We start from the raw sequence: 17,862 nt of genomic DNA, 5'->3' as shown, positions 1-17,862 counted from the left end.
GTATTTTTAATAAGTCATGAAAACTCTTTTACCTGTTTTTTGTCTGCTTATCGTTTGTTTTTCCGGCTCGGCGCAGTCACAGGTATGTCCGTTGAACAGTAACTATTCGTTTGGGGATCTCACTCATTGGCAGGCGTATACGGGGAACAATGGATCGGGCAACGGGCCGGGTGCGATCAAGCAAACCTATGATTCCAGCGTCACCCCTCCTACGGGAACGTTGGGGGCGACGACTATTTACGAGTACAATCTTCCTTCGACGGCGGGTATCCAGATACTTTCAACCTCCACAAAGGACCTGTTCGGGGGTTTTCAGACCATTCCGACGATCAATGGTTATAAATATACCAACACTATCCTGCTGGGGAGTACGGCGATTACCCGGGCCAGTAATTCGAGTACGGCCGGCGGATATGTGCGGGGTGTGTCGTACCGGTTCACGGTACCGGCCGGTCCGCCGAATGTGCCCTACACCATGACCTATGCGTATGCGATGGTGCTGGAGAACGGTACGCATAATTCCAACGACCAACCCCTTTTTGAGGCCACCCTGACCATCGGGGACAGCGTGGTGCAGTGTGCTTCGCCGCGCTATTTCCTGCCGACCTTCAACGATGCGACGCCACAGAATCAGCGGGCCACGCTGGATTCCGCGCTTGCCAAGAGCCAGGGGTTCAAATGGAGCTCCAGGGCCTCGCCCAATGCCAATCCGAACGGGCAGGGCGCCGGAGCGGGGCAACATCTTTATGATGTATGGTACAAGGACTGGACGGAGGTGACCTTCGATCTCGGGAAATTCCGCGGGCAGCAGGTCGTGCTGACGTTCGAGACGGACAACTGCGTGCCGGGCGGACACTTTGCTTATTCGTATATCGCTCTTCGCAATACCTGCGGCGGGTTGCAGATCAGCGGTCCCCAGTCGGCCTGTATCGGCAATACGCTGACCTATTCGATCCCGGCCCTGACGGGGGCGAATTATAGCTGGCAGGTACCCAGCGGTTGGACGATCATGGCGGGTTCCGACAGCAACCTCCTCAAGGTGCAGGTGGTAGACAACCCCACTCACACGGGCACGATCTCCGTGTCGGAGCAGAACAGCTGCGCATTGCTCAATACGAGCCTCAATGTCACCATGGTGCCCCCGACGATCGCGGGAACGGTGAATAAGGATGCGGAGATATGTTCGGGGGACAACGCGAGCCTGGTGCTGACCGGCAACCGGGGCAGCGTCCTGAACTGGCTCTCGACCACGGATGGAAGGAACTACACGACGATCAGCGATACGACGCCGACCTACAACGCCGTCAGCCTGACCTCTACCACGAGCTTTGTGGCGGTGGTGCAGAATGGGGAGTCGTGTACGATCGATACGGCGGCGGCGGCGAAGATCCTCGTCGATCCGCAAACGGTAGGCGGCGCGCTTAGCCCCAGTAATTTCCAGTTCTGTCTGAACCAGGATAAGGATGCGTTGCTGAGGCTGACGGGACAGGTGGGGGTGCCGGTGAACTGGCGGTCCTCGCCGGATGGAACGAACTGGACGGATTTTGCCCCGCCTGATACGGACAGCGCGTATGAGATACCTTCCAGCCTGAATCAAAATACCTTTTACCAGGTGATCGTGCAGAGCGGCGTATGTCCACCCAAGATCAGCGGGCCGGCGGCGATAGATATTGTGCCGGTCGCTTTTCCGCAAGCGACGATCGACCCGGCGGATACCCTCATCTGTTATAACACCAAGGCCACGCTGAATGCGAAGATCACCATGGGAACGAACTATAGCTGGACCAATGCCAATACGCTCAGCGGCCAGGGGGATGGAACGGTCCCTTCGCTGCCGACGAGTCTGCAGGCGACGGCCAGTCCCCTGTCGACCACCAACTATGTCCTGAATGTGGAGAATGCGGGATGTCCCAATCCGCGGAAGGATACTTTCCATGTTCGGGTGTATATGCCTATTCTCGTCAATCCGGGGAAGGATACTTCGGTGGTGATCAATCAGCCGTTGCAGCTGAATGCGTCGTCCAACGATACGGCGGCGCTTGGGGATGATTTCACCTGGACGCCGTCGATCGGGCTCGACAACCCCGATATTGCCAATCCAATCGGAATCTATACCGCCGAAACCGATTCGGTGCGTTACCTGGTGACGGCCACTTCCAAGGCGTATGGTTGCCAGGGAACGGCGGAGGTGCTGGTGAAGGTGTTCAAGACGGGGCCGGATATCTTTGTGCCGAATGCCTTTACTCCGGGGGGGCCGACGAACAATATCTTCCGGCCGATCGCCGTGGGCATCTCGCGGCTACAGTACTTCCGGGTGTATAACCGGTGGGGGCAGCTGGTGTTCAGTACCTCGCAGATCGGGCAAGGATGGGATGGCCGGTTGAATGGCCAGCCCTTGCCGTCGGGGGGCTATGTGTGGGTGGTTCAGGGGATCAGCTACAGCAACCATGTGGTTTTCCATAAGGGGGTAATGGTGCTGGTGCGCTGATGATCGTCCTTCGGACTGGACGCGGTCTGCGTCTCAAAATTCGGTATCTTTTGGGCCACAACTCCCCTGCATGAGAAACATTTATTTTGGCCTGTCCCTGCTTGCTTTTCTTCCGCGGATCAGTTATGGCGCCGATACGGCCGGGATGCGCCGGGAGATACTGACCGTGTTTGCACAACAGCCGCAGGCGCGGTTTGCGGTTGCCTTTCGCGATCTGTCCACCGGCGTTTCTTTTTTCATCAACGAACACGAAAGCTTTCATGCGGCCAGCACGATGAAGACCCCGGTGCTTATCGAGGCTTTTAAGCTCGCCGCGGAGCACCAGCTATCGCTCGATGAGCCGGTGTTGATCCATCTTGATTTTGTCAGCATTGCCGACAGCAGCCGGTATATCCTCGATTCGGCCAGCGACAGCGAGAAGGGGCTTTATGGACTTGCGGGACAGAAGCTGCCGATGAGGCAGTTGCTTTATAAGATGATCACGGAGAGCAGTAACCTGGCTACCAACCTTGTCATCGAGCGGGTCGGGGCGCCGCGGGTCATGGCCACGATGCGGGAGATGGGGGCCAAAGACATCCGGGTGTTGCGTGGCGTAGAGGATAACAGGGCCTTTGAAAAGGGAATGAACAATACGACGACGGCGTATGACCTGATGCTGTTGTTCGATGCGCTTGGTTCAGGGCGGGTGGTGGATTCCGCGTCCTGTTCGGCGATGATCGCGATCCTGAAGGATCAGCATTTCAAGGAATCCATTGGCGGGCGATTGCCGATGGATGTGGTGGTGGCCAGTAAGAGTGGATGGATCACGGGGGTGTGTCATGATTCGGGGATCGTCTTTTTGCCGGATGGGCGGAAATATGTGGTGGTGTTGTTGTCGAAGGGGGTTGAGGACGAGGTTGTGGCGAATGATGTGCTGGCGAGTGTGTCGAGGATCATCTATGATCATGTGATGGGTTCCGGCGGGGCTGCGGGCCGGGGGGCTGGTCTTTCGGCGGGGGGAGCGCGGGGTGCCGGCATATCGGCGGGGTCCTGGCGGGGGCCTGATCTGTCGGCGGCGATCCCTGTGGTGAACAGGATGTACCGGGCCTTTGCGGATCGGAATCATTTTCCGGGGATGGTGTATGGTATTGTGGCCGGAGGCGAACTGGTGTACAGCAATGCGGTGGGCTTTTGTAACGTAGAGAAAAAGATCCCGGCCGGGGCTGCTTCCGACTTCCGGATCGCATCGATGAGCAAGAGCTTTACGACGGTGGCGATACTCCAACTGCGGGACGCGGGAAAGTTGCGGTTGGATGATCCGGCTTCGATGTATATCCCCGAGCTGAAAGGACAACATGGACCGGCATCGGATGCGCCGGAGATGACTATACGGAATCTCTTGACACATTCCGCCGGGTTTCCTGAAGACAATCCCTGGGGGGATCGCCAGCTGGAGGCTACGGACGAGCAACTGATGGCGCTGGTGCGGGAGGGTATCTCTTTCTCGAACAGCCCTTCGATGTATTATGAATACAGCAATCTTGGGTTTACTTTGTTGGGGCATATCGTCACCAAATTGAGCGGCATGCCTTATGAGCAATATATCACCGACCATGTGTTGAAGCCGTTGGGTATGTCGCACACGTACTGGGAGTATACGGCGGCGCCGGCGGACAAGCTGGCGCATGGGTACCGGTGGTTGAACGGGCAGTGGGTGGAGCAGCCGATGCTGCATGACGGCGCCTATGGTGCGATGGGCGGGCTGATCACGACGATGGACGACTTCGGGCGGTACGCCGCCTGGCAACTGGCCGCCTGGCCTTCGAGGAGCGGCGGCGATGAAAGCGTTTTGAAGCGGAGCTCCAGGCGGGAGATGCAGCAGCCCTGGATGTTCAACAACCTGAACTCCTCGTACAGCTATAATGGATCGGATGTCTGCCCGGTGGTGTCGATGTATGGTTATGGCCTGCGTTGGTCGAAAGACTGCAAGGGACAAACGATGGTGGGTCATACGGGCGGGTTGCCGGGTTTTGGAAGCAACTGGATGATCCTGCCGGATTATGGAGTTGGGGTGATCTGCTTTGCGAATTTGACCTATGCTTCGACGGCGACCATCAATGCCCGGGTTTTGGATACGCTTGTCACGTTGGCGCATCTGAAGCCGCGCGAGGTTCCGGCATCGGCTATCCTTGTGCAGCGGCAGAAGGAGCTGGCTGCCTTGTTGCCGGACTTTACCCGTGCGCGGGAGAGCGGCATCTTTGCGGTGAATTTCTGGCAGGATTATTTTGTGGATTCGCTGCGGAAGGATGCGGAGGGTTTATATGCGCGGGTCGGGAAGATCACCCGGGTGGGTGAGATGCATGCGGAGAACGGGTTGCGGGGATGGTTTTTGCTGGAGGGCGAGAAGGGGAATCTCGAGGTGCGGTTCACGCTGACGCCGGAGCATTCGCCGAAGGTGCAGGAGTATCATCTCAGGCTTAGCGGGCGATGAATTGGTGTGTCGCCGGGGTGGCTAATTTTGATGCAATATCTTTTCGGCGTTGGACTGGTAGAGTTTATGCAATACTTCCTTTGGCAAGTCCAGGCCATACAGGGCCCAGTGATAGTTGTCGAGTGCCGAACCCGGTGTAGTCGAATCCGCAAAAGAAGAGAAACCGGCCGGGATAGCGGCTGTAGCGGTCGACGATGGAATCGAAGCGCGTCCCGGCAGAGTAGGTGAGGATCACGGTGCGTGCGATGCCTGCCGAATCCATCGTCTTTACCCATTGATCGATCTCTGCGTCAGACTTCGCGTAGGGATGGCTGTGGAAATCGGTCACCGGCCAGGCGGCATGGGGCTGGCGCCTCACGCAATCATGGAGGCGGCCAGGACAAGCAGGTGTTTCATAGGCTCTAAGATAAACAAAATGAAATTTTGTAGATTCGCTGTGGATGAATTTTAGAAAGACGAGAATAGCGCCCACGCCCAGTGGGTTTCTGCATATCGGCAATGTGCTTTCGTTTTCGTTGACGGCATCGATGGCCAGGGATACCGGTGCGTCCGTTCTGTTGCGGGTGGATGACCTGGACCGGGACCGGGTGGAACCGGCTTTCCTGGAAGATATCTTCGAGACGTTGCGGTTTCTTGACATCCCCTGGGATGAGGGTCCCGTGGATACCGGCGACTTTGAGCAAAACTGGTCGCAGGTGCGCAGGATGGAGCTGTATACCCGGGCATTGGGGGTGTTGCGAGCCAGTGGGATGGTGTATGCCTGTTCGTGTAGCCGGGCGCAGCTGGCGAATGCGAGTGGAGATGGGGGATATCCGGGGACCTGCAGGGAGAAGGGACTTTCACTGGACGGACCGGACGTGAATTGGCGTTTACGGACCGAAGGACGTGATCTGCCGGTGGAGATGCGGGACTTTGTGGTGCGGAAGAAGAACGGGTTCCCGGCGTACCAATTGACATCGGTGATGGATGACATTCATTTTGGGGTAGACCTTATCGCCAGGGGAGAGGATCTGCTCCCTTCGACGCTGGCGCAGCTGTACCTCGCGGATGTGCTGCTGGTGGCGGGAATGACGGAGGCGGCAGCGTTCAAGACGACGGCCTTCTTTCATCATGCCTTGCTGGCAGAGAACGGAGAAAAATTATCCAAGTCGGCGGGTTCGACGTCGATACAATACCTACGACGGCAGGGGGCTTCGCCTACCGATATCTTCTCGCTTATTGCGCGGTCTGTGGAATGGGAGGAGCCGGTTCCGGACTGGTACCAGCTAGCGACACTACTTTTTGCCCGGGGGTATGGACCTGTCCAATGATATCCTTGTACAATTCGGGGCGGCGGGCGTGGCGATGGCGCCGGGGCCCGCGACGCCGGCCGTTGCTTTTGCGATGAGATGGTGGATGATCGACCTGTTATGTGGACTATGCGGTGAGGGCCGATCTTTTCGATCTGAGGTTGTCCAGGCTCCAGCGGTAGCCGGGTTGCGCTGCGAGCAGGAGGCTGGCGGCGCTGACGGTGAAGACGGAATAGCCGAGGGGAGAGGTGATGCCGTTGGCGAGCGACATACAGATAGCGAAGCTGAGAGCGAGGCCGAAGCTGGCGTAGGCGGCCGATCGGGTGAAGAGGCCGAGGATCAGCAGGATGCCGCAGGATATTTCGGCGATGGTGGCGATGACGGCAAAGATCTCGGCGAGGCCATAGGGTAGAAAGAACATCAGCTGATGGGCGTATTTGGTGAAATGGGCCCAGTCGCCCCAGCTGATATAGGGTTTGCCGAAGGGGCCCCAGGCGCCGATGCGGTCAAGACCGAACCAGGTGAATGCGGAGCCGATGGAGAGGCGGAGGTAGAGTTGGGCGATGGAGGGGAGCATGGGTTATTTTGTTTATGCGAATTTCGCGGATTTTGGGATGGGTTTTATGGGCCAGATGGGAGAAAGGGGGTAGGCCAGAATCTGTCTTCTGTTTGGGTAGTTTTTTGATCGTATTATTATTCAAAAGAGATCTTATTTGTTGGTTCGCGATCTCGTTTAGTTGCTGCAGCCTTTTGGGTTGCGGTGTTCCCTTTCGAGTTTAAGTCGCTCCCAGATTCAAAAAAGCAAGGAAGCTAGTATTTGTAACACAGGAAGACCGATTCGGTGGGTTGGGTGGCGAAGATGCGGAATTTGGCGAGGTCTTCGGGGGTGAGGACGCGGACGGTGAAGCCGGCGGCTTTGAGGCGGCGGAGATAGTCGTCGAAAGCGTAGATGCGGACGTGGTCGCGCTGGCCGAAGAGTGCGGCCTGGCGTTTGGGGTCGTTGATGGCGGGTTCTTCGAGGGTGTTGCGCAGGGTTTGGGAGTAGGGGACCTGGAGGATGGCGACGCCGTTTGGCGTGAGGACCCGATGCATCTCGCGCATTGCCTGTTGATCGTCGGGGATGTGTTCGAGGATATGGTTGGCGATGAGGAGATCGAAGCTGTTGTCGTCGAAGGGGAGGCGGGTGGCGTCGGCGTAGCGGATGTGGGGATCGATGGAGGTGTAAAAGCGTGGGGCGGTGTCGACGGTGGTGATGTTGGCGCCGGCTGCGGGCGGGGCTTTTGCTGCGGTGTTGCTTAGCCAGCGAAAGAGGTTCTTTTCGGGTGAGAAATGGAGGATTTTTTGGGTGCCGGGCTTTGCTTCGACGCGCTTTACTGCGACATACCTTTCGATGACGGCTTTTATGAGGCGCTCGCGGTTTTTGCTTCCGCATTGCGGGCAGTAGACGTTATCGCCGAAGCCGGCGATGACGTGGTTGTTGTTGAGCGCCGGGGCGATGTCGGGGCCCGGATGATCGGGGACGAATTTTTGGTAGATGGCGCCGCAGAAATTACAGGTGAAACCTGTGCCTTTGTAGCGGCGATAAGTGAGCTTATAATATTGATTTGTGAGGCGGGTGCGGATGGAGCGGTAACGGCTTTGGAGGGGGTGATAGATATTTAATTTTTGTAAAAGCGATTTGACGCGCGGGTTCATGCGCTCAAGGTACGGATTTTTGGGGCTCGGCTCGCGGGGCGGGGTCAGAGGCCGTACTGTTTGCGCACTTCTGCGGGTACGCCTTCCCAATGGTGTGACGCGAGGGTAAGGCACCTATGCTTTGCTGCCGGCGGCTTCTACGAGCTGCTTTGTGGCGGTGGTGCCGGCGTAGTCGTCGAGGTATTTGCTGTCTTTCGTATACATTTTAAAGAGGCCGCCTTCATATTCGATGCTGACCCAGCCGGAGAAACCGGAGTCTTTTATTATTTTGAACATGCGGTTGAAGTCGGTCTCCTGGTCGGTGCCGTCGGGGTTGAAGAGATGGGTTTTGGCGTGGACGCCTTTTGCATAGGGCATGAGTTCGGTGATGCCTTTGTAGCGATCGTATTCTTCGAGGCATTTTGTCTTCATGTACCCGGCGATGTCCATGGTCTCGGGTTTTGTGCGGTTGACGCAGAAGTTACCGAAGTCGGCGAGGGTGCCGCAGTGGGGGCTGTTGACCTGTTTCATGACGCCGGCCAGCCAGGCGGCGTTGCAGGAGATGCCGACATGGTTCTCGACGATGACGTCGACGTTGCTTTTACGGCCATACTCGATGAGGCGGCCGAGGCTGTCAACGGCGGCGGTAGCAACGTCTTCGGGCTTACCCTCGCCTTCGACGTTGACGCGGATCATGGGGCATCCGAGGGTCGAGGCGGCGTCGATCCATTTATAATGGTTTTCGATGGCTTTTGAGCGGATGGTGTTATTGAGATCGCCGAGGACGCCTTCGCCGTCGACCATGATGCGGAGGTTGTAACAACCGGCATCGGCGGAGCGTTTCTTTAATTCGTTGAGGAAGGTTTGGTCATTTGCTTTGTCGGCGAAGAACATGGAGCAATAGTCGAGGCCGGGGATGCCGAGCTCTTTTGATTTTGCGGGGAAGTCGAGGGGTTTGAGCTGTTGGGTCCAAAACTGGCTGGCGAAGGAGAATTGGGAGACGGCGAGTTTGAAGAAGAGGGGTGTGGGGGTGTTAGTGCGTGGTTTGTTTGCGGCGGCCTGCAAGAATTGGGGCAGGGAAGAGGAGAGGGTGAGGCCGGCGGCGCCGAGAGCGGCCCGGCGCAGGAAGTTTCGTCTATTCTTTTTCATATTGTAAAGTTTACGAAATGAAGATAGGGGAAAGGTTTTATTATTTAGTAAAATCGACTAAATAAAATTAATTTTGAGCAATGGACAGGGAGCAGGAAATAAAGGAGTTCGTCTTACATGGATACAAACATTATATACCCCATGTGTCGATCGACTGTGCGATCTTCGGTTATCATGAGCGGCAATTGAAAGTATTGCTGATGAAACACAAGGTACTGAATGGGTGGTGTCTGCCGGGTGGATATATCAAGCGGACGGAGAACCTGGTGGAGGCGGCTAACCGGAATGTGAAGGAGCGGACGGGGATCGACGGGCTGTTCCTGCAGCAGTTCAAGACGTTTGGCGATCCGAACCGGGTGAAGTTGGATGAGTTTGACGAGGAGAAGTGGTTTGCTGCGACGGGGATTCGGGTCGCGCGGGACAATTGGCTGCTCGACCAGACGATCTCGGTCGGTTTTTATGCGATAACGGATTTTTCATCCACGGTCCCGCAACCGGACATCCTTGCCGATGCGTGTGCGTGGTTTGATATCCATGAGATCCCGCCGCTGGAGTTCGATCATGACGAGATGGTGAAGGAGGCGTTGCATACGATGCGGGTGCAGCTGTATCATTACCCGATCGGGTACAATATGCTGCCCCCGACCTTCACGCTGGCGGAGATCCATTCCTTGTACGAAACGCTGCTTGGGAAGAAGCTGGACATCAGCAATTTTCCGAAGAAGCTGATCGGGCTTGGGTTGTTGAAGAAAACGAGCGAGAAGCGGAGCATCGGGGCGCACCGGTCGCCTTATCTTTATATGTTCGATAAGGCGTGTTATGATAATGCGTTGAGGGAGGGGTTGGTGTTGAGTTAACGGGTTACTGCATAGGTTATATGTGTGGTCAGGACTAGTTGTTACGTTGAGACATAAGCGATTATCTTTTCCGGACGTCCGGCCTTTTGGCCGGCGTCTTTTTTTTGTTATTTCCGGTTAAAAAAATATGGCGAAGCTAAAGGGAAGGCCGCCGAAGGAGCGAAAGCAGGAGAAGTTTGTCGGGTTCTTTGTAACGAAGGTGCAATATTTCGTGATCCAGCAGAAGGCGGCGAAGGCGGGGGTAAATATTTCCGACTATATGCGGCAGGCGGCGGTGAATGCCCAGGTAAAGATGAAATGGACGGAGGAGGAACGGGGGATGGTAAAGCAATTGATCGGGATGGCTGGGGATATTCATCGGATGGTGGAGGTAGCGGAACGGGAGGGGGCGACACAAGCGGCGTTGCTGTTTGTGTCGCACAGGGGAGTAATGGATTCCATTATCAATACGTTATGTCATGATCGCTAAGACTTTTATTACGGCCAAGGGGTTTGGAGAGACCTGTTCGTATCTCTGCGAGGACCTTACGCGAGCGCAGGTGCTGGCGGCGGAGGGGGTTCGCGCGCATGACGTGAAGCTTATGGCGGCCGATTTCCAATGGCAGCATGCGTTGATGCCGGAGAAAGAGAAGCCGGTCTATCATTCCGTGCTGAGTTTTCCGATGGGAGAAAAAGTGGATGACAAGCGGTTAGTGGAGCTGGGAAGGCGATACCTCGAGAAGATCGGGATGGAGAATACGCAATATGCGCTTGTAAAGCATACCGATACGGAACATTTGCATGTTCACGTTCTTGCCAACCGGGTTGATAACGACGGGCAGCCGACGGGAAAGGGGTTGATCATCGAGCGGGGGATCAAGGCGGCGCGTGAACTAACTGATGAATATGGATTGACGCCCGACGGAGGGAAACGGCTTGACCGGACCCACCGGGAGGCATTGCACGAGCCGGATGCCAAGCGGTACCGGATCTATGAGGCGATCCGGGAGGTGTTGCCGCGGTGCCGGGAGTTGGAAGACCTGGAGAAGGAACTAATGCAAAAGGGTATTGCAGTGCGTTACCGGTATGCGGAGAGTGGGGAGAGACAGGGCATCAGTTTTAGAACAGAAAATTGCAGCTTCAAGGGGAGCCGGGTGGATAAAGAGTATTCGCTTAAAGGGCTCGAGCGGACGTTGGATCTGCAGGAGGCATTGCGACAGCAGCCGGAGCTGTTTGAAGGAAGAGCGCTTGATGAGCGGTTGCGGCTGATGCGAGATCCTTCTTTGCGAGCGAAGGAGGAGGAACGGGTGGTGGAAATGAAGCGGCAGGAAGAATTGCGACAGGAGCGGGCGTTCCAGCTGCGGTCGGGCGCATTGGAAGACGAAGAACGGCACCTGACCCAGCGGATGAGTAGAGGATTAAGATTGTAAATTCAAATATTTTATTTTATGGCAGAAGAATTGTTGAAGGTATTGATCGACAAGGTCGTGGATAACGGTAAGGCGATACACGAAACACAGGATCAGATCCGCCAGCTTCCGGGGCAGGAAGAACTGACGGCGGGATGGGGACAGCGGATGGACAAATTGGAGGAGCAGGTGGGATCGATGGATAAGGGGCTGACTGTGCAGGTGTCCGAGGTTCAGAAAGAAGTTGGAAAGATGAGACGTGATGTCGCGGGCTTGTGGGAGCAGGTAGGGACGCCGGCGTCGGGACTGGTTATCGGTCTTGCCGAGATGAGACGGCAAATGAGGGAGTTTACGGAATTTTTTAACCAGCCGAAGCGAAAGGAGGTTCATTATCGTCATCATCTCGGCCGGGCGTTCTGGGTGTTAATTGCGGTTGTGTTGATTGCGGTTTCGGAGGCGGGGGCACTGGTCTATTCCGCGCACCGGGAGGCGGATTATGAAGAGCATGATTGGGTTTGGCGGGCGGCGAGGTTGTCCGAGGACTCGGTTGTCACGAAGGTGCTGGATACGTTACAGCGAAACTGGCAGCGGGATGCGGATGGGTTCCGCAAGGATGTGGTGGCCGAGGAGGAGCGGCGGGTGGAGCTTATGGAGCGGGTGATCCAGGAGCGGGAGACGAATAACCGGATCCGTGAGTTGCAAGGCCAGAAGAAAAAGGTGGGTTTCCGGGGCGGTGGGAACTAAAGGAGGGGCTGTCGTTCGATCTGGACGATCTTTTTATCGACGATCCCGGCGAGTTTTCGGAAGCCCGCATTGCGGGTGATGGTGGCGAGGGTCTCGAGGGTGTTGAGCAGATTTTTTCGTTCGGCTTCAGTATGGAAGGCGTAGAGGTCCTTACTGCGGTAGTTCTGCAGTGTTTCGAGCCAGGTGTCGATGCCTTTGCCGGTGAGGGCCATGAGAAATCTGGCAAAGGATTCGGTCTTGGCGGGTTTGTCCAGGGGAAGTTTGTCGATGCTGCCTTCACGGGCGAGGAGGTCGAGCAGGATGAGCACCTGTCTTTTCGCGAAGACGCCTTTCTCTTTTCCGGAAAGGTCTTTTGCCACCTGTTCTTTGATGATTATTTCTTTGAGCTGGGTTTGTTTTTCGACGATCGGGTGGATGTTGAGCTCGTTGTGGGCGTGGGTGAAGGAGTTGTGTTGTTCGAGGTTGACGGTGACGTTGGCTTTTGGGCTTTTGGTGGCGGGGGACGCCGTAATGAAATCCGGGTCGTTGATCTGTTGAAGAGCTTTTTTGAATGCTTTTTCGAAGTCGATGTCGGCGTTGGTTAGGAATTCGACGAGGACGTCTGAGCGTTGATAGATGATGATCTTGTTGATCCAATACATTTCCATTTGGGGATCGGGATAAAACATGGATGGTAGGCGGGAAATGAGCAGATACCAATAGTACTTTATTCCATACGAGGAACGGTACTGGAGGATGTATCCCTGGACGGGGGGGAGGGCGGAGGGGGAGTTGCCGCGACGGCGTTTATAGATCTGGTATAGGCGATAGTGACCCAGGAGACGGTGTTTGGCGTCGGACGTGTACCAACCGATCCATTCGAGGATGCGGCAGGCAAAAAGTCCGGTCCGGGAGTTGTGGTAATCGAGGCCTTTGTACTTGATCGTCGGGTTGTCGGTAGGGTGGAAGAGACGGAGGTCCATCGGGATAAGGTTTGCTTCTAAGATAAGCATTTTTATCGGGTCCTGAATGATCGAAGTGTCTGATCGATCAGCGGGCTGATGGTGTGGAATTGACGGATCAATTGCATTGCCTCTTTTTCGAGAGTTGCGGGGTCGAGCTTCGTCCAGCCCTGCAAGAGAGTCAAGGGGCCGTAGTCGAGGCTGAGGTTGGGCCATTCGTGGGCATGGGGCTGGAATTTTGTCCTGAACTGCATGGCGAAATCGCGGCTGGCGATGTGGTGGGTTTTGAATTGACGGAGCTTGAGTGCGTGGATATTGTAGAGGAGCCGGTTTTGTTGAACGGGTTTATCGGCGACCCAAACGGAGAAGAATATGCGGCCGGGCGAGGTGAGCGGATTTTGGGGATCGCTTGCCCATTCCGGTTTATAGACTTTGAGGGCGATGGAGCCGAGGACGGTGCCGGCGAAATAGAGGAGGCCGGGGTCGTGGGGAGGCTGTTCGCGGGGTTGCTGACCGCGGTATTTGGCGATGGCGGACTCGAAGGCGCTAAGATAAAAATGAGTATCCATGGCGGGCTTTTGGGAAGATAGGACATTGTCACGCGAATCGGTAAATTTGTGAAAAATATATTTTATGGAATACAGAAGACTGGGGCATTCGGGGATCCGGGTGCCGGTATTAAGCTTTGGGACGGGTACGTTTGGTGGGGGTAATGAATTTTTCAAGGCCTGGGGTAGTACGGACGTAAAGGAGGCCACGCGGCTGGTGGATGTTTGCCTGGAGGCGGGGGTGAATCTTTTCGACACGGCGAATGTGTACAGTGGCGGGGCCGCGGAGGAGATACTGGGGAAGGCGATCAAGGGGCGGCACAACCAGGTGCTGGTCTCGTCGAAGGCCACCTTTCCAATGGGAGATGGAGTGAACAATTATGGATCGTCGCGGCTTTTCCTGCTTCAGGCCTGCGAGGACAGTCTGAAGCGGCTGGGGGTAGACCATATCGATATCTATCATATGCACGGCTTTGACGCGAACACGCCCATGGAAGAAGTGTTGAGAGCGTTGGAGACGTTGGTGCAGAGCGGGAAGGTGCGATATATTGCCTGTTCGAACTTCTCGGGCTGGCACCTGATGAAATCCCTATCGATCTCGGAGCGGTACGGCTGGTCGAAATATGTGGCCCATCAGGCCTATTATTCCCTCCTTCACCGGGACTTTGAATGGGAACTGATGCCGCTGGCGATCGACCAGGATGTGGCGACCATCGTCTGGAGCCCGCTGTCGAGCGGCAAGCTGAGCGGGAAATACCGCCGGGGCAAGCCGATGCCGGCCGATGCGCGGGTGGCGCAGGGAGGGAACCCGGTGCTGGGGGTGGATGCTGATGACGAGCGGTTATACCGGATCGTGGACATATTGGACGAATTAAGCCAGGAGACGGGTAAGAGTGTTGCGCAGGTGGCGTTGAACTGGCTGTTGCAGCGGCCCACCGTTGCCAATATCATCATCGGCGCCCGTAACGAAGAGCAGTTGAAGCAGAACCTTGGGGCTGTGGGTTGGAATCTTACTATTGATCAGGTGAAGCGACTCGATACGGTGAGTGAGGTATTGCCGGCATATCCTTACTGGCATCAGCGGCAGTTTCCCATGCTGAATACGGCACCGGAGTTGTATCCGCGTTGGTAGGTTGTTTTATAAGCCGAATTGTCCTGGATGGTGATGGCCGTGTTGGCAGGAGGGAAAGCCCGGCAAGTTGCCATGGGGGGTTACATTTTTTGCGGACGTTGTTTGTTGTTGATTACCGGTTAGATAAACGGCTATCGCTTTAGCATTCGTTCTTCGATGATCCGCATCAGCGGCTCGCGGTAATTGCGGCTTACCGGGAGGTATTGATCCTGGATGAGGACCTGGTTGCCTTCCATGGCCGTTATTTTTGAGAAGTTGATGAGATAGGACTGGTGGACCTTGATAAAGCTTGTTGCGGGCAGCTGGCTTTCGATGCTTTTTAGTGTCAGGTAGGCCAGGAGCTGGCGGCCGGGGAGATGGATGCGGACATAGTTCCCGAGGCTTTCGATGTAGTTGATGTCCTTTAGCTCCAGTTTTTCGATGCGCTTTTCGCAACGGACGAAAATAAAATCTGTGTGGCGGTGTTGTTTCAGCTCGGCAAAATCGCGGGCCTTTTGAAGGGCTTTGAGGAAGCGGTCGAAGGCGACGGGCTTGAGCAGGTAGTCGATGATGTCCAGTTCATATCCTTCGAGTGCATATTTCGGAAAGGCGGTACAGAGGATGACCATCGGTTTGGCCTTCAGGCTTTTCAGCCAATCGAGGCCGGAGACCTTGGGCATTTCGATGTCGAGAAGGATCAGATGGACCGGGGCTGTTTCGAGGTAGAGCTCTGCGCGGGCCGTGTTCTCGAACTGGCCGGCGACGGTGACGAAGGGTAGCTGACCGGCAAATTCATACAGCACCTTACGGGCTACAGGTTCGTCATCGACGATGATGCAGTTGAGCTTTTTCATAAATGGAGGGTTAGCGTGACGGAATAGATGCCCTCTTGCCGGCTGATGTCCAGGGTGTGGCGTCCGGGGTAGAGCAGCTCGAGGCGGCGGCGAACGTTGGCCAGGCCGATGCCCGACTGTCCGGGTGCGGTATCATAGGAATTGGTGCAGGTGAAGATGAGTTTGCCGGCGGTCTCGCTCAGGGTGATCCGGACGTTGTTCGTCTGCCGGTCATCGCGGCTAGTATATTTAAATGCGTTCTCTACGAAAGCTACGAAGAGCAGTGGGGCGATGGCAAGGTTGCCATTGCTGACGGCCGTCTGGAGCTGGATCGAGAGATTAGCGTCACTGCGTGCCCGTTGCAAGGCCACGTAATTTTGGAGATAGGCTACTTCCTGCTGGAGTTCGACCTGGTCTGTTTCGGCTTCATAGAGATTATACCTTAAAAGATCGGAGAACTGCACCACCATATTGCGGGCCTGGCTGTTCCGGAGGTCGATGGTGCCATAGATGGTATTGAGGCCGTTGAATAAGAAATGCGGGTTGAGCTGGGCGCGAAGATATTTCAGTTCGGTCTGGAGCTGGGTGATCTGGATGTTCCGAACCTGTTCGCGTTGTTCGGCCCAGCGCTGGGCATAGTACAGCATCGAGGAAATGACGATGAACCAGAGTGAGTAAAAGACGTTCCATTTAAAATAATCTTCGATGTTCATGGGGTCGTTAGGCCAGACGACGGCGTCGAAATGGAGCTGACTTCGGCTGCGCGCCAGCGTGTTCAGGGTCATGAGAAGCAGGATGCCGATGGCGTAGGGCAGGTACTTCTTTCGTTCGAGGAACCGGGGGATAAGCAGGAGGGTGTTGCCATATACCAGGACGATCATCAGCAGGAAGGAGATGAGGAAGGGGTTGAAGATGAACAGCCAGCCGCGTTTACGGATGTAACCCTGCATGTCGATGAGCATGAGCAGGGCATACATTACCCAGACGAGCAGGTGGAAAAGATAGCGGCGCTGGAAAATGTACGATATCACCCCCTTGATACTGGTCATCCTTTTTTTTCAAAGCTAAGGTTTTCGGCCGCATATTTTATTGCCTGCGGGCGGCCGGCTTGGGTTGCTTACGGGTGTTTGTTGCTGGATTTGGGGTCTTTTCTGCACGATATCACGAAATACGTGCCGGATGGCCCGGTTCATCAGGGGATGATCAAATAACTTTTTTTGCCTGATGGGCCTTTGGTATATTCAGACTATGAGCGCCCTAACTCGAATTCGTAGCATCGACCTCCTCCGGGGGGCGGTGATGGTCCTGATGGCCATCGACCATGTCAGGGTCTATTCCGGCATCCCTGCCGGAGGTCCTGATCCCGCTGTCTTTTTTACCCGGTGGGTGACCCATTTTTGTGTATCCGGATTTGTTTTTTTTGCGGGGACCTCGGCTTACCTGTATGGACAGAAGCTGGGGGATCGGGGGGCTCTTTCGCGGTTCTTGTTGGCGCGGGGGCTTTGGCTCGTGATATTGGAGCTGACCGTTCTACGCATCTTTTGGGCCTTCAATCTCCGTCTTACTGAGTTTATGCTGGCCGGTGTGATCTGGATGCTGGGCTGGTGTATGGTGCTGCTGGCTGTGATTATCCGGTTGCCCTTTCGTGCGATCTGGGTGGCAGGATTGGTGGTGATGGCGGTGCATCCTGTATTCGGGCTCGTTCCGGCCGGCTGGACCTGGTGGAACTTTCTTTACCCGGTGAGCGAGGATGCGCCTTTGGGGATCAATGTGCTGTATGTGCTCGTCCCATGGATCGGGGTGATGATGGCGGGTTATGGTTTTGGGGCTTTGCTACGGATGGAGCCCGGGCGGCGGGACAGGCTTTGTTGGTGGATCGGCGGCGTGGCGATCGGGTTGTTCTTTGTTATCGGCACCATCGTGGCTTCTTTGCATCGGGATGGGGGACAGCCGTACTTCGTGCGGCTGCTGGGCCAGCAAAAATATCCGCCTTCCCAACTGTACCTGTTGATGACCCTTGGGCCATTGATCGTGCTGACGCCTTATGCGGAACGGGCCCGGGGATGGTTTGCGGAGGTCTTGTCCGTGTTCGGACGGGCGCCATTGTTCTATTATATCCTGCATATTCTTGTGATCCATTCGGCGGCACTGCTGGTGAATTTTATCCGGGTGGGAGATTCCTTACAGGGTCACTATCGGACGGCGCCTTTTTGTGGACTGCCCGAGGGGCTTCGCTGGCATTTGCCGTTGTTGTATGGGGTGTTCTTTGTTGTGGAGGTGCTGTTGTATTTCGCCTGCCGGTGGTATGGACGGTATAAGGCCGGGCATCCGGAAAAGAGATGGTTGAGATATCTTTGATCGTCTTTAATA

General features: G+C 55.7%; 17 protein-coding genes. 9 read left to right on the top strand and 8 right to left on the bottom strand.

The window, feature by feature from the left end:
* Window positions 1-16 precede the first annotated feature (16 nt).
* Window positions 17-2,488 (top strand): gliding motility-associated C-terminal domain-containing protein, encoded by a 2,472-nt coding sequence (locus VHE34_RS06690; protein WP_325585970.1) that lies wholly within the window; start codon window positions 17-19, stop codon window positions 2,486-2,488.
* Between the two features lie 70 nt (window positions 2,489-2,558).
* Window positions 2,559-4,958, top strand: a complete 2,400-nt coding sequence (locus VHE34_RS06685; RefSeq protein ID WP_325585968.1) for a serine hydrolase — start codon at window positions 2,559-2,561, stop codon at window positions 4,956-4,958.
* Window positions 4,959-5,022: 64 nt separating this feature from the next.
* On the opposite strand, the gene VHE34_RS06680 is transcribed toward VHE34_RS06685, so the two are convergent.
* Window positions 5,023-5,316 carry a hypothetical protein gene (locus VHE34_RS06680; RefSeq protein ID WP_325585966.1) on the bottom strand — a complete coding sequence of 98 codons (294 nt, stop codon included), beginning with the start codon at window positions 5,314-5,316 and terminating at the stop codon, window positions 5,023-5,025.
* A gap of 82 nt (window positions 5,317-5,398) precedes the next feature.
* On the opposite strand from VHE34_RS06680, the gene VHE34_RS06675 reads away from it, so the two are divergent.
* Window positions 5,399-6,268 carry a glutamate--tRNA ligase family protein gene (locus tag VHE34_RS06675; protein WP_325585964.1) on the top strand — a complete coding sequence of 290 codons (870 nt, stop codon included), beginning with the start codon at window positions 5,399-5,401 and terminating at the stop codon, window positions 6,266-6,268.
* 106 nt (window positions 6,269-6,374) lie between these two features.
* Here VHE34_RS06675 and VHE34_RS06670 read toward each other — a convergent pair whose 3' ends face one another.
* From VHE34_RS06670 to VHE34_RS06660, 3 genes are all read right to left on the bottom strand, one after another.
* Window positions 6,375-6,824, bottom strand: coding sequence for a DoxX family protein (locus tag VHE34_RS06670; RefSeq protein WP_325585962.1), 450 nt, complete (start codon window positions 6,822-6,824; stop codon window positions 6,375-6,377).
* Between the two features lie 233 nt (window positions 6,825-7,057).
* Complete coding sequence (locus VHE34_RS06665) at window positions 7,058-7,942, bottom strand: methyltransferase domain-containing protein (RefSeq protein WP_325585960.1); 885 nt, start codon at window positions 7,940-7,942, stop codon at window positions 7,058-7,060.
* Window positions 7,943-8,056: 114 nt separating this feature from the next.
* On the bottom strand, window positions 8,057-9,070 hold the full coding sequence (locus VHE34_RS06660; protein WP_325585956.1) for a sugar phosphate isomerase/epimerase family protein: 1,014 nt from the start codon (window positions 9,068-9,070) through the stop codon (window positions 8,057-8,059).
* A gap of 80 nt (window positions 9,071-9,150) precedes the next feature.
* On the opposite strand from VHE34_RS06660, the gene VHE34_RS06655 reads away from it, so the two are divergent.
* The 4 genes from VHE34_RS06655 (at window position 9,151) to VHE34_RS06640 (ending at window position 12,059) form a co-directional block, all read left to right on the top strand.
* Window positions 9,151-9,927, top strand: coding sequence for an NUDIX hydrolase (locus VHE34_RS06655; protein ID WP_325585954.1), 777 nt, complete (start codon window positions 9,151-9,153; stop codon window positions 9,925-9,927).
* A 127-nt stretch (window positions 9,928-10,054) separates the two neighbouring features.
* Window positions 10,055-10,396 (top strand): plasmid mobilization protein, encoded by a 342-nt coding sequence (locus tag VHE34_RS06650; protein WP_325585952.1) that lies wholly within the window; start codon window positions 10,055-10,057, stop codon window positions 10,394-10,396.
* Window positions 10,386-11,336, top strand: a complete 951-nt coding sequence (locus tag VHE34_RS06645) for a relaxase/mobilization nuclease domain-containing protein (RefSeq protein WP_325585950.1) — start codon at window positions 10,386-10,388, stop codon at window positions 11,334-11,336. The genes VHE34_RS06650 and VHE34_RS06645 overlap by 11 nt, the downstream gene beginning before the upstream one ends.
* An 18-nt stretch (window positions 11,337-11,354) precedes the next feature.
* A complete protein-coding gene (locus VHE34_RS06640) occupies window positions 11,355-12,059 on the top strand; it encodes a hypothetical protein (RefSeq protein WP_325585948.1) in 705 nt (234 codons plus the stop codon).
* Here the strand turns inward: VHE34_RS06640 and VHE34_RS06635 are convergent.
* Both VHE34_RS06635 and VHE34_RS06630 read right to left on the bottom strand, forming a co-directional pair.
* Window positions 12,056-13,021 (bottom strand): hypothetical protein, encoded by a 966-nt coding sequence (locus VHE34_RS06635; RefSeq protein WP_325585946.1) that lies wholly within the window; start codon window positions 13,019-13,021, stop codon window positions 12,056-12,058. The genes VHE34_RS06640 and VHE34_RS06635 overlap by 4 nt on opposite strands.
* Window positions 13,022-13,053: 32 nt before the next feature.
* Window positions 13,054-13,569 (bottom strand): hypothetical protein, encoded by a 516-nt coding sequence (locus VHE34_RS06630; RefSeq protein ID WP_325585944.1) that lies wholly within the window; start codon window positions 13,567-13,569, stop codon window positions 13,054-13,056.
* 64 nt (window positions 13,570-13,633) lie between these two features.
* Here VHE34_RS06630 and VHE34_RS06625 point away from each other — a divergent pair, with 64 nt between their 5' ends.
* Complete coding sequence (locus tag VHE34_RS06625; protein WP_325585942.1) at window positions 13,634-14,680, top strand: aldo/keto reductase; 1,047 nt, start codon at window positions 13,634-13,636, stop codon at window positions 14,678-14,680.
* A 131-nt stretch (window positions 14,681-14,811) separates the two neighbouring features.
* Here the strand turns inward: VHE34_RS06625 and VHE34_RS06620 are convergent, their stop codons facing one another.
* A complete protein-coding gene (locus tag VHE34_RS06620) occupies window positions 14,812-15,513 on the bottom strand; it encodes a LytTR family DNA-binding domain-containing protein (protein ID WP_325585939.1) in 702 nt (233 codons plus the stop codon).
* Window positions 15,510-16,541, bottom strand: coding sequence for a sensor histidine kinase (locus VHE34_RS06615; protein ID WP_325585937.1), 1,032 nt, complete (start codon window positions 16,539-16,541; stop codon window positions 15,510-15,512). Before VHE34_RS06615 ends, VHE34_RS06620 begins: the two co-directional genes overlap by 4 nt.
* 199 nt (window positions 16,542-16,740) lie before the next feature.
* Between VHE34_RS06615 and VHE34_RS06610 the strand changes: the two genes are divergently transcribed.
* Entirely contained in the window at window positions 16,741-17,850 is a 1,110-nt protein-coding gene (locus VHE34_RS06610) for a DUF1624 domain-containing protein (RefSeq protein ID WP_325585935.1), read from the top strand.
* Window positions 17,851-17,862: the final 12 nt, after the last annotated feature.

This window comes from Puia sp., assembly GCF_035546395.1.
Classification (GTDB): domain Bacteria; phylum Bacteroidota; class Bacteroidia; order Chitinophagales; family Chitinophagaceae; genus Puia.
This window is presented reverse-complemented; position numbering and strand designations above follow the sequence as displayed.

What these genes read in the sequence shown, in the direction of transcription:
- VHE34_RS06685 (WP_325585968.1), top strand. Translation starts at nt 2,559, where the DNA reads ATGAGAAACATTTATTTTGGCCTGTCCCTGCTTGCTTTTCTTCCGCGG.
- VHE34_RS06610 (WP_325585935.1), top strand. Translation starts at nt 16,741, where the DNA reads ATGAGCGCCCTAACTCGAATTCGTAGCATCGACCTCCTCCGGGGGGCG.
- VHE34_RS06620 (WP_325585939.1), bottom strand. Translation starts at nt 15,513, where the DNA reads ATGAAAAAGCTCAACTGCATCATCGTCGATGACGAACCTGTAGCCCGT.
- VHE34_RS06665 (WP_325585960.1), bottom strand. Translation starts at nt 7,942, where the DNA reads ATGAACCCGCGCGTCAAATCGCTTTTACAAAAATTAAATATCTATCAC.
- VHE34_RS06630 (WP_325585944.1), bottom strand. Translation starts at nt 13,569, where the DNA reads ATGGATACTCATTTTTATCTTAGCGCCTTCGAGTCCGCCATCGCCAAA.
- VHE34_RS06650 (WP_325585952.1), top strand. Translation starts at nt 10,055, where the DNA reads ATGGCGAAGCTAAAGGGAAGGCCGCCGAAGGAGCGAAAGCAGGAGAAG.
- VHE34_RS06625 (WP_325585942.1), top strand. Translation starts at nt 13,634, where the DNA reads ATGGAATACAGAAGACTGGGGCATTCGGGGATCCGGGTGCCGGTATTA.
- VHE34_RS06640 (WP_325585948.1), top strand. Translation starts at nt 11,355, where the DNA reads ATGGCAGAAGAATTGTTGAAGGTATTGATCGACAAGGTCGTGGATAAC.
- VHE34_RS06660 (WP_325585956.1), bottom strand. Translation starts at nt 9,070, where the DNA reads ATGAAAAAGAATAGACGAAACTTCCTGCGCCGGGCCGCTCTCGGCGCC.
- VHE34_RS06645 (WP_325585950.1), top strand. Translation starts at nt 10,386, where the DNA reads ATGATCGCTAAGACTTTTATTACGGCCAAGGGGTTTGGAGAGACCTGT.
- VHE34_RS06635 (WP_325585946.1), bottom strand. Translation starts at nt 13,021, where the DNA reads ATGGACCTCCGTCTCTTCCACCCTACCGACAACCCGACGATCAAGTAC.
- VHE34_RS06615 (WP_325585937.1), bottom strand. Translation starts at nt 16,541, where the DNA reads ATGACCAGTATCAAGGGGGTGATATCGTACATTTTCCAGCGCCGCTAT.
- VHE34_RS06670 (WP_325585962.1), bottom strand. Translation starts at nt 6,824, where the DNA reads ATGCTCCCCTCCATCGCCCAACTCTACCTCCGCCTCTCCATCGGCTCC.
- VHE34_RS06675 (WP_325585964.1), top strand. Translation starts at nt 5,399, where the DNA reads ATGAATTTTAGAAAGACGAGAATAGCGCCCACGCCCAGTGGGTTTCTG.
- VHE34_RS06690 (WP_325585970.1), top strand. Translation starts at nt 17, where the DNA reads ATGAAAACTCTTTTACCTGTTTTTTGTCTGCTTATCGTTTGTTTTTCC.
- VHE34_RS06655 (WP_325585954.1), top strand. Translation starts at nt 9,151, where the DNA reads ATGGACAGGGAGCAGGAAATAAAGGAGTTCGTCTTACATGGATACAAA.